This is a genomic window from Allobosea sp. FBZP-16 (assembly GCF_002831785.1).
Taxonomy (GTDB): Bacteria; Pseudomonadota; Alphaproteobacteria; order Rhizobiales; family Beijerinckiaceae; genus Allobosea; species Allobosea lupini.
Genome location: NZ_LNCQ01000059.1, coordinates 189,120 through 201,334 on the forward strand (window position 1 = coordinate 189,120; position 12,215 = coordinate 201,334).

Below are 12,215 nucleotides of genomic sequence, written 5' to 3' on the forward strand. Positions count from 1 at the left end.
TCAAGCGATGCGATAGGCGCCCGGACTCACGCCCATCACCCGCTTGAAGCGGCGGTTGAAGGTTGAGAGGTCGCCGAAGCCGCAATCGAAGGCGATGCCCGCGACCGGCAGCGTGGTCCGGCGCAGCAGCACGGCCGCCCGGTGGAGACGCGTGCGCAGCACATATTGATGCGGCGTCATACCGACCAGGGCCCTGAAGGTGCGCAGGAAGTGGTAGGGGCTCATCGCCGCCTGCCGCCCCAGCTCATCGATCGAGAGAGCGTCCTCGCAATGCGCTTCGATATGGCGCAGCGCCCGCGTGATCCGGCGTTCGTCGCGGGCGCTCGGGGTATCGATCGCGGGTTTTGCGCCTGACAGCACGCTCGCCACGGCGCCGCCGAGGCGCAGCGCGGTTTCCTCCAGCCTCTCGGGCTCGTCCGCGGCGATTTCCGCTTCGGCGACGACACTGGCGAGCACGGGCAGCGCCGGCAGATGCGGCTGCGCGAAGTCCAGCCGCCGGGCGCCCGGAACGGCCGCGACGATGCCTTCGAGCCAGGCCGGCTCGAACTGGAAGGCGAGGCAGCGGTCGCCGGTCGCATGCTCATGGCCGCATTCGAAGCAGGCGCCGCGATTGCCGAGCAGCAGCGCCCCCGGCGCGAGCACGGCGCTGCCTTGCGTCGAGCGATAGCGGAACGAGCCGCTGCGGACGATGGCGATGCAGTGCTGCGGGTGTGCTTCCTCGAAGGCGCTGTCGTCCGGGCCGGCCGTGCAGACGATGTCGCTGACCCGCCAGCCGGGGCCTGATGCCAGGAGATGGGCGGTCGCTGTCATGGTTCGCGAGTTTAGCAGTTTTTCCCAAGCGTGGCCCGAGGCTCCGGGTCTAGCTGGACACCAACTTGGTCCAGACGGAGCCCGATCATGACAGCAGCGCCATCGACGCTGGCCGATGCCCTCATCGCGACCGGGCCGGAGCCTGAACTCGCCGGCCAGCTCGCCCTCTACGGCCAGTTCGTCGGCGCCTGGACGATGGCTGCCGTGATGCACACCGATGACGGCCAGCGCCATGAGGCCAAGGGCGGGATCCATTTCGGCTGGGTACTCGGCGGGCGCGCCGTGCAGGATGTCTGGGCGCTGCCGGGCTTCTTCCACGGCACGACGCTACGCATCTACGACCCCGGCCAGGATGCCTGGCACATCCGCTGGAACGACCCGGTCAAGCAGTACTACACGCACCAGATCGGCCGCGCCGAGGGCAACGACATCGTCCAGCACGGCAGGCTGGACGACGGCACAGCGATCCGCTGGCGCTTCACTGAGATCACTCCGGATTCGTTCCACTGGATCGGCGACCGCTCGCGCGATGGCGGCGGGAGCTGGCAGGTCCAGGCCGATTTCCGCGCCAAGCGCATCACAACCTGACAGGAGGACGACCATCATGTTCGATCACATCTCTATCGGCGTTCGCGAGCTTCCGCGTACGAAACGCTTCTACGACGCGACGCTCGGCGCGCTCGGCTATGGTTGCCTCACTGCCGACGAGAGCTCGCTCGGTTATGGCAAGGGGAGCGTCGGGCTCTGGATCGGCGCGGTCTCGGCGCCGGTGCCGCCGGACCGCGACTCCAATCTGCACTTCTGTCTCGTCGCGCCGACACGCCAGAGCGTCGACGCTTTCCACGCGGCGGCGCTCGCGGCGGGCGGCACCGACAACGGCAAGCCGGGCCTGCGCGAATCCTATGGCCCCGACTATTACGCCGCCTTCGTCGTCGACCCCGACGGCTACCGGCTGGAGGCCTATTGCGGCAAGCCGGCCTGAGGCGCTCGCAGCAGGGCTAATGCTCGGGCGGCAGGTCGTGCGCAGCCCATTGGCTGCGCGGGATCGCCGCGCCGACGCGGAACTGGAAGCCGGCGACCTTGCCGTTCGCCGCCGTCTCGCAGCGGAACCGTAGGCTGTACCATTGCTTGCGGCTGCGGAAGGCGGCGCCCTCGGCTTCGAGGGCGCCCTTGGTCAGCTTCGTGCTGGCCATAGCATAGGCGACGACGCGATCCGGCTCGAACTCCGCCTTCCAGGCATGGATCTGGCTCATCGCCTCGAGATTGCAAAGCTGCTCGATGCGCTCGCTCGCCTCGAGCGTCTTCAGCGCCTCACGCGCGCCGCGGCTGCGCGGATTGGCCAGCACGCTTTCAGAATGCAGCGTCCGGGCGGTGATCATCGCTGGCGGCTCGGCCGGTGGTGGAACGGGCCGGCTGGCTGGCTTTTCCGGCTGCGTAGTGGGGGGAGCCGGCTGCGGAGGTGACGCGATCTCGGCTAGGGGAGGAGCGGGCGCCTGGGCCGGAGCGGGAGGCGCCAGCGACTCCGGCGCAACCATTTCGACCTCGATGCTCGTCTCGATCGGCGGTGTGAAGCTGCTGAGCGTCCGGATGGCGAGGAGGAGGCCGAACAGGAGATGGACACAGAGCGCGGCGGGAAGGCCGGGTTCGCGCAGGACGCGAGCAGCGGTGCCGGCGCGCTGCATGCTTCGGTCAATCGCAGTCGGACAGGAATGCAAGCATGGCGGGCGGTCTCTCCCTTCGCATTGCCTCGTGCAGAAGCCGACCAAGCCGGCGAATTCGTGGCGACGATCAGCGCCGGCTGACGGCGAGGGCGCCGGCGACGATCAGGACCGCACCGGCATAGGTGGTCCAGAGCGGCACTTCGCTGAAGACGAACCAGCCGAGCAGGCTCGCCCAGACCAGCGCCGTGTACTCGATCGGCGCCAGCCGCGAGGCCGGCGCCCGGGCGAAGGCCGAGGTCAGCGACAGATGCCCGGCGACGCCGAGCGCGCCGGCAGAGAGATAGGTGGCGAGGTCGCCACCACTCATCGGCTGGAAGACGTACCAGGCCGGCCAGGCCAGGCAGAGCGCCGGCCCGGCGTTCTGGAACAGCACGATGATCGCCGGATGCTCCTTCACCGCGATCGTGCGCAGCAGGATCAGGTTGAAGGCGTAGGAGATCGCCGAGACCAGCGCCGCGGCGACGCCGAGCTCGGCACCGGTGACGCCGCCCTGCAGGCGCGGCCAGACCATCACCAGCATGCCGGCGAGGCCGAAGCCGAGCGCCTGCAGGATGCGGCCGTCGAGCCGTTCCTTCAGGATCAGCGCTCCGAGCAGGGCGACGAAGACCGGGGCGAGGAAGGAGAGCGTCAGCGCCTCCGCCAGCGGCAGCACCGAGATCGAATAGAAGAAGCTGCCGGCGGTGACGATGACCAGCGGGATGCGGATGCTGTTGCCGATCAGGCTCGTGCGCGTCGGCCGTGCCGGCCGCGAGACCGCGACGACGACGATCGCGCAGACGGCGCCCGCGGCAAAGCGCATGAACAGCGCCAGCAGGAACGGGTGCTGCTGCATCTGCGCCTTGATCACCGCATCCATCGCGGTGAGCAGCGCGATGCCGAGAACCGCCCGCAGCGCGGTATTGAGATTCATGACTGCGCCGGGGCGAGCGGCTTGCGGAAATGGTATTCCCAGGTCGAGGAGATGTCGGCGAGATAGCGCTCGCCCGGCCAGCGCACGAAGCCGAGCTTCTCGTAGAAGCGGTGGCCGCGGGCGAACTTGCTGTCTGACCACAGCATCATCTCGCCATAGCCGCCGGCTTCAGCGAAGGCGAGGGTGCGGGCGAACAGGGCCTGCGCCAGCCCGCTGCCGCGCTGGCTCGGATCGGCATAGACCTTGAACAGCTCGACCGCATTCTGGTCCGGCACCGGCACGACGGCGATCGAGCCGGCGATGCGCCCGCCCGGCCCATCCGCGACCCAGAGCTTGCCGCCCTTTTGCGCATAGTGGCTGGCGGGGCGGCGCAGCTCCGGGAATTCCGACCAGTCGAACCAGCAGTTCGGATATTCGGCGAAGGTCGCGGCGATCAGGGTGGCGAGCGGCTCCGAATCGGCGTCGGTGGCGTCGCGAAGGGCAGGCAGGGCGGTCATGATCGATCGCTTAGGGCCAATCCGGTCTGCTGCAAAGATGGGGCGCTCGCGCTCCTGCCATGCCGTTATCGCAGCAATGCGAGAGCGGCGTCGCTGGTCAACTTCAATGCCGCCGCTGCAAGCAGCAGATAGCAGGCGAAGAACAGTCGTTTCTGGTCGAGCCGCTCGTGCAGCCAGCGGCCGATCCAGACGCCGATCGGCGCTGCCGGCAGCAGCGCGAGCGCAGCCCAGAGCGCCTGCGGCTGCTTCAGGCCGAGCGCCAGATAGGGTGGCAGCTTCAGGATGTTGCCCAGCATGAAGAAGGCGATGGTCGTGCCGACGAAGGCGGTCTTGGAAAGCCCGCGTGCCAACAGATACATCGCGACCGGCGGGCCGCCGGCATGGGCGACGAAGGTGGTGAAGCCCGAGGCCGTCCCGGTCAGCAAGGCCAATGGCGGCGAGACAGGAAGCTGGCCGGCAGGCGCGGTCCGGCCGCGCAAGAACCAGTGTGCCGTGAAGGCGAGAGTGATGACGCCGATGATCAGCGTGACGATGCGGGCGTCGACGACGAGGAATACCGCATAACCGATCGCGATGCCGACGATCAGGCCGGGGATCAGCCAGGCGAGGTCCGGCTTCGACCAGGTCGAGACACCGAAGCTGCCGATGGCGACAAGGTCCATCGCGGCGATCAGCACCGCCACCATGATCGCGCCCTGCAGGGGATCGACGACGAGCGCCAGCAGCGGCACGCCGAGGATGGCGAGGCCGCCACCGAAGGCGCCCTTGCCGATGCCCATCAGCAGGGTCGTGGTCCAGCCGACCAGGTAGAAGATCGGATCGCTCGGCATAAGCTCAGTCTGTCGCCAAGGCGCAGAGCGAGGCTGCGCCAGTTTCCGCTTGGACGGGCGGGGTTTGGCGGCTAGGCGGGATCAGCGCAGTCATGCGCGGCCGGTGCTGAGTCGGCTTGCCCCTTTGCGATGGCGTCATGACCGTACTCCTGCCCTTCGTGATCAATGCCGGGCTGAACTTCGTCCTCGGGCTGCTCATCGCCTATTTCCTCGGGCCCGCCGAATTCGGCCGCTACGCCATCGGTGCGGCGATGCTCGTGCTGCTCAACACCGCGCTGCTCGACTGGATCAGGCTCTCGGCTGTCCGTTTCTACTCGCAGAAGACCCGCGAGGAACAGCCGCAGATCCGGGCGACCCTCGATGTGCTGAGCGCGGGGATCACGCTCGCCTTGTGCGGCATCCTGGTCGCAGCGGTCGTCGCGGGCGTCGATTTCGGACTGCCGGTCATGCTCGTCGCCGGCTCGGTCTTGGGCGGCATCTGCGCCGGCCTGTTCGACTACCACGGCGCCATCGCCCGGGCCCGTTTCCTCGATGCCGCCTATGCCCGCCTGATCATCGTCAAGAACGTGCTCGCCTTGCTGCTGATGGTCGGCGGCGCCTGGTGGACGCGCGACGCGACGGTCGTGATGTTCGGCGGCGTCCTCAGCGCCATGGCGGCCCTGCTCGCGGTGCGGCGGGCGCTCGCGGATGGGCCGCTCGCCTGGTCGGCGGCGCGGCGCGATCTGGCATCGGACTTCGCGCGCTATGCGCTGCCGATCGTCGGCGCCAACGCGATCTATTCGCTGATCCCGCTGCTCAACCGTTCGCTGCTGGCCGACAGCAACGGCTTCGCCGAAGCCGGCTATTTCTCGCTCGCCGCCGATATGGGGTTGCGCCTGTTCGGCATGCTCGCAACGACGCTGGAGATCGTCATGCTGCGCGAAGTGCTGCGGCTCGACGAGACCAAGGGTGTGCGCGCGGCGCAGAAGCGCATCGCCGCCAATTTCGTGATCGTGCTGATGGTGTCGCTGCCGGTGGCCGCCGGCCTCTTCCTGGTCTTGCCGGCTTTCGAGGCGCTGCTCGTGCCGGCGAAGTTCCATGGCCATTTCTCCGGCTATCTGCAGCTGCTTCTGCCGGGCCTCGTCGCGCTCGCTGTCTTCGCCGCCGGCATCTACCCGGTCTTCCTGCTCGGCAAGCGCACGGGCCTGGTGACGCTGGCGGCCCTCGCAGGTCTGCTCGTCAACCTTGCTCTGGTCTTCGCCGCCGGCGCGCTCGGTCCGGAACGCTATGCGCTCGGCCAGACCCTCAGCTTCCTCGTGGTTCTCGCCATCACCGGCTGGGTCGGCCTGCGCTCGCTCCCGGTCTCCCCGAACTGGCGCGAGATCGGCATCATCATCGCGGCGGTCATTGCCATGGCGATCGTCGTCTGGCCGCTCTCCGGCCGGCTCTCTCCTCTGCCCGAACTGCTGCTGCAGGGCACGCTTGGTCTTGCCGTCTATGGCGGGCTGATGCTCGCCTTCGACGTGGCCCGCTGCCGGACGCTGTTGCGGCTCTGGCTCGCCATGCGCAAGAGTCGGCGCTGATGGGGGGCGTGAACCGGGCGTTTACCGCGTTTGCTCGGGGATCGCTAAGGTTAACCCCGGGAAGTTGAGCGATCAGGCCGGTTCCGGGGCTGATAGAGTCAACGATTCACCATTCATTTCAACGCATCGCCTCACGCTTCAAGCCTGTTGCGTAAAGAGAGTTGCGTCATGCGTCCGCTCTATCTCGTTCCCTTTGCCGCGCTCGGCTGCGTGCTGTTGTCGGGCCAGGTCTATGCCGAGACCTATTGGCGCCCGGCCGATCCCATGGTCACGCATTCGGCCGGCCGCGGGCAATATGGCGGCGGCTTCATCGAGATGATGATGACTGGCCAGGACCCGACCGACTATGGCCGGGGCGGGGCGGTCTACAACCGCCCGCAGCGCGGCGCCTATGGCCAGCAACCGGCGATGCGCCGGCTCTCCGACTACGAGGCGCCGGTGCCGATCCAGGGCGATCCGATGGAGCCGCGCCGCGAACGCCGCTCGGCCGCGCTCGGCGAGCCGATCCCGGCGGAGCGGCCGATCGCGCGCACCCTCGACCCGCGCTTCCAGAAGCAGGAAGTCGCCTATGACGGGCCGCACAAGCCGGGCACCATCGTTATCGATACGCCGCGCCGCTTTCTCTTCCTGGTCCAGCCCGGCGGCCGCGCTCTGCGCTATGGCATCGGCGTCGGCCGCCCCGGCTTCGAATGGGCCGGCATGAAGGCGATCACCCGCAAGGCGGAATGGCCGAGCTGGACGCCGCCGGCCGAGATGCTGAAGCGCCGTCCCGATCTGCCGCGCTTCATGGCCGGTGGTCCGGAGAACCCGCTCGGCGCGCGCGCCCTCTATCTCGGCTCCTCGCTCTATCGCATCCATGGCACCAACGAGCCGAACACGATCGGCCAGGCCGTATCCTCCGGCTGCATCCGGATGAACAACGAGGATGTTGTCGATCTCTACGAGCGCGTCCGCGTCGGTGCCAAGGTCTTCGTGATCTGAGACCGGCCGCACCCGTCCGACAAGAAAGGCCCGCCTGTCGCCAGGCGGGCCTCGTCGTTTCAGCGGACCATGTCAGGCCTCAGGCCCAGTCGTCGTCGCCGCCGCCGCCCATGCCGTCATCGTAGCTGCCATCGTCGTAGTTGGCGTCCTGATAGGTCGGCTCCTGATAGGCCTGCTGCGGCTCCGCCGCCGGCTGCTGGTCAGCCGCCGTCTGCGTGTTCTGGGCAGCTTCGTCGTTCTGCCCGGTGTCCTTGTTCTGAGCGGTGCTCGCTTCGGCCGGCTTGGTCTCGCTTGCGGCGCTCTTGTTACCGCCGAGCGCGTTCATCAGCATGTTGCCGGCGACCATGCCGCCGGCGACGCCGGCTGCCGTCGTCAGCGCGCTCGCCATGAAGCCGCCGCCTCGGGCCGGAGCCTGGGGTTGGGCTGCCTGGTTCTGCCAGGTGCCGGGGGCGGGAGCCGCCCCCATGCCTTGCTGCGGGGCCATGCCCTGCTGCGGCGCTGCAGCCTGGCTGCCCCAGGGCGGCGACGCCGGCTGCGGCGCGGCGCGCTGCGGGAAGGACGGCACAGAGCCGGAGCGGGCCGGCTGGCTCGCGCCACCGCCGAAGATGCCCGACAGGAAGCCGCCGGACTGCTGCGACGGAGCAGGAGCGGGCGGCTGGCTGCGCAATTGCTGGATCTCGGCCTGCAATTGCTCGATCTGGCCCTGCAGGCTGGTGAGCGCCTGCTCCTGGATGTAGACCGACTGCGCCATCGCATAGACGGCATAGGGCTGCTCGCGCAGTCTGTCGGCGATGAAACGTTCAGCCTCGGGGTCGCGCGGCTGGTTTTCCGCCTGACGCAGGCGATCGAAAATCCCGGCGATCACGTCGCGTTCTTGCGGCGTCATCGTCATCTCCTCTCATGGTGGACAAGGCGGTCGCCCTGTCGCTCCGAAAGGTGGTGACGGCTTATGACGCTATCAAGGCGAACGCCCGGCGCCTTTCTGTCGCGTCGTCAGGGAACGGGCTTCAGGCGTTACCTACGTTCACATAGGTGAAGCCGCGCGCGTGCATCTCGCCGGAGCGGTAGATGTTGCGCAGGTCGATCACGACCGGATGCCGCAGCGCCGCCTTGACCCGATCGAGGTCGAGGGCGCGGAAGGCGTCCCATTCCGTGACGATCACCAGCGCATCCGCGCCGTCGAGGCAGGAATAGGCGTCGGGCGCGTAGGCGATCTCCGGCATCAAGGACTTGGCACTGTCCATCGCCTCGGGGTCATAGGCAACGATCTCGGCGCCGGCGTCGAGGAGCGCCGTCACGATTGACAGCGAGGGCGCCTCGCGCATGTCGTCGGTGTTCGGCTTGAAGGCGAGGCCGAGGATGGCGATGCGCTTGGCCCGGACCGAGCCTCCGCAGGCGGCGATGACCTTGCGCGCCATCGCACGCTTGCGCTGGTCGTTGACCGCCACCACCGTCTCGACCAGGCGCAAGGGGCTTTCCATGTCCTGCGCGGTCTTGATCAGCGCGAGCGTGTCCTTCGGGAAGCAGGAGCCGCCATAGCCGGGGCCGGCGTGCAGGAACTTGCCGCCGATGCGGTTGTCGAGGCCGATACCGCGCGCCACCTCCTGGACATTGGCGCCGACCCGCTCGCATAGGTCCGCCATCTCGTTGATGAAGGTGATCTTGGTCGCGAGGAAGGCATTGCCGGCGTATTTGATCAGTTCGGAGGTTCGCCGCGCGGTGAACAGCAGAGGCGCCGCATTGAGGTAGAGCGGCCGGTAGAGATCCTCCATCACCTTGCGGGCGCGATCGTCCTCGGTTCCGATCACGATCCGGTCCGGGCGCTTGAAGTCGGCGATCGCGGCGCCCTCGCGCAGGAACTCCGGATTGGAGACGACGGCGAAATCGGCATCGGGCCGGGTTTCGCGCATGATCCGCTCGACCTCGTCGCCGGTGCCGACCGGCACGGTCGACTTGGTGACGACGACCGTGAAGCCGTCGATCGCCGCGACGACGTCGCGCGCCGCCTGGTGGACATAGGACAGGTCGGCATGGCCGTCGCCGCGGCGCGAGGGCGTGCCGACCGCGATGAAGACGGCATCGGCCGCCGCTACCGGCCCGGCGAGCTCGGTGGTGAAGGAGAGCCGCCCGGCACGGACATTGTTGGCGACGAGGTCGTCGAGGCCGGGTTCGTAGATCGGGATCTCGCCGCGCTTCAGGGCGGCGATCTTGCCGGCGTCGGTGTCGACGCAGGTCACCTCATGGCCGAAATCGGCGAAGCAAGCTCCGGAGACCAGGCCGACATAGCCTGAACCGATCATCGTCACGCGCATCTGGCGGTCTCATCGTCTCGTCGGCGGGCTGCCGACCGGCAGGGCGTAGCGCAAAACCGCGTCGAGGCAAATCGCAGCCGCCCGGGGCTGGAGGAGTAGCCCGATCTGGCGAAGGGACCGTGACGGCGCGGCGGCGACATGAAAAAGGGCGGCTGCGAGCCGCCCTTCTCGAAGTAGCCGACTGTCGCGGCCGCGAGCCTCAGATGTCGTCCGGGGGCAGCGGCGCGTCGGTCTCGTCGATCTGCGGCTCCCCGATTGGGTTGCGGTTCAGGACGACCACGGGAGTCCCGGTCGGGACGCGGCTGTAGAGGTCGATGATGTCCTGGTTGAACAGGCGGATGCAGCCCGACGACACCGCCTTGCCGATCGACCAAGGCTCGCTGGTGCCGTGAATGCGGTAGAGCGTGTCCTGGTTGCCCTGGTAGAGATAAAGGGCGCGGGCGCCGAGCGGGTTCTCGATGCCGCCGGCCATGCCTCCGGCCCAGCGGGCGTTCCGCTCCGGCTCGCGGGCGATCATCGCGGCGGTCGGCGTCCAGCGCGGCCACTCGGCCTTGCGGGCGACGGTAGCGCGACCGCGCCAGGACATGCCTTGCTTGCCGACGCCGATGCCGTAGCGGATGGCGCGGCCGTTCTCGCGGACGAGGTAGAGATAGCGGGCCGAGGTGTCGACCACGATCGTGCCGGGCCGCTCCGGGGTCCGATATTCCACTTCCTGGCGCAGGAAGCGCGTGTCGACCTCGTCGATATCGGTTGCCGGCAGCGGATGCCGCTCGTCGGGCCGCTCGTCATACATCGACAGGAAGGCTGCGTTCTGGTGAACCGGAGTCCGTGCTTCGTAGGGCTGCTGCGGGCCGCTGACACAGCCGGCGAGGCCGACGGGGACGAAGGCCGAGACCATCGTCAGGAAGCGGCGGCGGGAACAGGCGGTGGCGGCGTCGGGCAGGTGGGCGGACATGACTCGGCTCTTGGATTGGGCGGCGGCTGGCAGCGAAAACAGGCGAATTGCCGACAAGTTCCAATGATCCTCGCCGGCTGGTCCTTTTCAATTCACGGTCTCGCGTGGCGCCGGGGTGAACAGCATGTGGCGAAATTGTGGCCGACGCAGAGCGTGGCCGGAATGCCACAGTGCGACATGCCGTACCTGCATGTCGCACTGGCTGCCACCCTGTGTAGGTAGTTGCTCATATATGCAGCTGAAAGGCGAGGAGTTGCCGAGTTTTACCGCAGTTTCCCAAGGGAAGTCGGGCTGTCTTAAACGGCCTTTAACCACTACCGGCAAAGCTTTTTAAGCCTTGTGGGCTTCGGTGCCGGGTCATGCCGAACGTTTAAGTGCGGGTCAGTCTTCGATCGCGCAGAAAAGTACGAGCAAGAATATGAAATCGATCCGCTTCAAGGTGCTGGCGATGCTGGGGATCGTCGCCGCCGGTGCGATCCTTTCCGCAGTCCTGAGCCTCTACGCATTGTCACGTTCCGGCGACCTCAACGCGCGTTCCGACGTTCAGGGCGAGATCGCGTTGCTCACCGAGCGGCTCAACACGCAGGTCTTCGCCGTGGTGATGGATTCCCGCGGCATCTACATGTCGAAGGACGCCAAGGAGGCGGAGGCTTTCGCCAAGCCGAAGGAGGCGCGCTTCCCGGTGATGCGCAAGCTTGCCGCCGACCTGGTTGCGCTCGTGCCGGCCCAGGAGCGCGAGACCGCGCTCAAGCTGCAGAAGCTGGTCGAGGAGTTCATAACTTTCCGCGGCGAGCTGATTCGCCTCGGTCGCGAGGTCTCGACCGCGGCGGCCAATCAGCAGGGCAACAACGATCAGAACCGCGCCAATCGCAAGGCGTTGAACGACCAGCTCGTCGCCTTCGGCAAGCGCAACGAAGATGTCGGGAACCGGCTCTCCGAAGAGGCCGCTGCCTTCACGCGCCAGGTTCAGTGGATTCTCCCGTCAGTGCTGTTCGCCGCCCTGCTGGCTTCGGTCGCCGCGGCTCTTCTGTTCGCACAGCGTTCGATCACGCGTCCGCTGCTCGATCTCAGCGCGAGCATGAGCCGCCTCACCGCTGGCGAGACCGCGATCACGGTACCGCATACCAAGCGGCAGGACGAGGTCGGCGACATGGCGCGGTCCGTGGCGGTCCTGCGCCAGAGCACCGAGCAGGTCGCGCTGCTGCAGGAGCAGGAGCGATCCGCCGCGGCGGACCGGATTCGCTCCGCCGACGCGATGTCCGTGGTGGTGTCGGATGTCGGCGAGGTCGTCGCGGCAGCGGCGGCGGGTGATTTCTCGGCGCGGCTCAAGGTCGAGGATGCCGACGAGCAGATGCAGAAGCTCGTTGCCGGCATCAACGAGATCAACGCCGTGGTCGACGGCGCCACCACCGAATTCGTCGATGTGCTGCAGGCGCTCGCCGCGGGTGATCTGACCCGCCAGGTGCCGACCGCCTATCGCGGGCGCTTCGCCGAGCTCAAGGACGCGGTCAACGAGACGATCGCCCGCCTCTCTGCCACGGTGTCGACGATCCAGGTGACGGCGTCGGATGTCGGGATCGCGGCGCGCGAGATCAACACGGGCGCCGACGATCTGTCGAAGCGCACCGAGGAGCAGG

At 67.8% G+C, this 12,215-nt stretch carries 13 protein-coding genes; 5 read left to right on the forward strand and 8 right to left on the reverse strand.

Going from position 1 to position 12,215, the window contains the following annotated elements; genetic code table 11:
* Positions 1-810, reverse strand: a complete 810-nt coding sequence (locus CXY91_RS29530; protein ID WP_100965500.1) for an AraC family transcriptional regulator — start codon at positions 808-810, stop codon at positions 1-3.
* Between the two features lie 87 nt (positions 811-897).
* Here CXY91_RS29530 and CXY91_RS29535 point away from each other — a divergent pair, with 87 nt between their 5' ends.
* Together CXY91_RS29535 and CXY91_RS29540 are read left to right on the forward strand one after the other, a co-directional pair.
* Positions 898-1,398, forward strand: coding sequence for a hypothetical protein (locus tag CXY91_RS29535; RefSeq protein ID WP_100965501.1), 501 nt, complete (start codon positions 898-900; stop codon positions 1,396-1,398).
* Positions 1,399-1,414: 16 nt separating this feature from the next.
* The gene (locus tag CXY91_RS29540; RefSeq protein WP_100965502.1) at positions 1,415-1,792 is read left to right on the forward strand and encodes a VOC family protein; all 378 of its coding nucleotides are present in this window, start codon (positions 1,415-1,417) and stop codon (positions 1,790-1,792) included.
* A gap of 16 nt (positions 1,793-1,808) precedes the next feature.
* Here the strand turns inward: CXY91_RS29540 and CXY91_RS29545 are convergent, their stop codons facing one another.
* The 4 genes from CXY91_RS29545 to CXY91_RS29560 form a co-directional block, all read right to left on the reverse strand.
* Entirely contained in the window at positions 1,809-2,492 is a 684-nt protein-coding gene (locus CXY91_RS29545) for a DUF930 domain-containing protein (protein ID WP_100965503.1), read from the reverse strand.
* Between the two features lie 106 nt (positions 2,493-2,598).
* On the reverse strand, positions 2,599-3,441 hold the full coding sequence (locus CXY91_RS29550; RefSeq protein WP_100965504.1) for a DMT family transporter: 843 nt from the start codon (positions 3,439-3,441) through the stop codon (positions 2,599-2,601).
* Positions 3,438-3,938, reverse strand: coding sequence for a GNAT family N-acetyltransferase (locus CXY91_RS29555; protein ID WP_100965505.1), 501 nt, complete (start codon positions 3,936-3,938; stop codon positions 3,438-3,440). Before CXY91_RS29555 ends, CXY91_RS29550 begins: the two co-directional genes overlap by 4 nt.
* A 65-nt stretch (positions 3,939-4,003) precedes the next feature.
* Positions 4,004-4,768 carry a sulfite exporter TauE/SafE family protein gene (locus tag CXY91_RS29560; protein WP_100965506.1) on the reverse strand — a complete coding sequence of 255 codons (765 nt, stop codon included), beginning with the start codon at positions 4,766-4,768 and terminating at the stop codon, positions 4,004-4,006.
* Between the two features lie 137 nt (positions 4,769-4,905).
* Between CXY91_RS29560 and CXY91_RS29565 the strand changes: the two genes are divergently transcribed.
* The gene (locus CXY91_RS29565) at positions 4,906-6,330 is read left to right on the forward strand and encodes a lipopolysaccharide biosynthesis protein (protein ID WP_100965507.1); all 1,425 of its coding nucleotides are present in this window, start codon (positions 4,906-4,908) and stop codon (positions 6,328-6,330) included.
* 168 nt (positions 6,331-6,498) lie between these two features.
* A complete protein-coding gene (locus CXY91_RS29570; RefSeq protein ID WP_442896473.1) occupies positions 6,499-7,311 on the forward strand; it encodes a L,D-transpeptidase in 813 nt (270 codons plus the stop codon).
* A 79-nt stretch (positions 7,312-7,390) separates the two neighbouring features.
* On the opposite strand, the gene CXY91_RS29575 is transcribed toward CXY91_RS29570, so the two are convergent.
* The 3 genes from CXY91_RS29575 to CXY91_RS29585 form a co-directional block, all read right to left on the reverse strand.
* The gene (locus CXY91_RS29575; protein WP_091832353.1) at positions 7,391-8,197 is read right to left on the reverse strand and encodes a DUF2076 domain-containing protein; all 807 of its coding nucleotides are present in this window, start codon (positions 8,195-8,197) and stop codon (positions 7,391-7,393) included.
* Positions 8,198-8,318: 121 nt separating this feature from the next.
* Positions 8,319-9,623, reverse strand: coding sequence for a UDP-glucose dehydrogenase family protein (locus CXY91_RS29580; RefSeq protein WP_100965508.1), 1,305 nt, complete (start codon positions 9,621-9,623; stop codon positions 8,319-8,321).
* 199 nt (positions 9,624-9,822) lie between these two features.
* On the reverse strand, positions 9,823-10,521 hold the full coding sequence (locus CXY91_RS29585) for a L,D-transpeptidase (protein WP_248307686.1): 699 nt from the start codon (positions 10,519-10,521) through the stop codon (positions 9,823-9,825).
* A gap of 475 nt (positions 10,522-10,996) precedes the next feature.
* Here CXY91_RS29585 and CXY91_RS29590 point away from each other — a divergent pair.
* The coding region (locus CXY91_RS29590) for a HAMP domain-containing protein (RefSeq protein ID WP_199777607.1) at positions 10,997-12,215 on the forward strand (1,219 nt) is incomplete at its 3' end.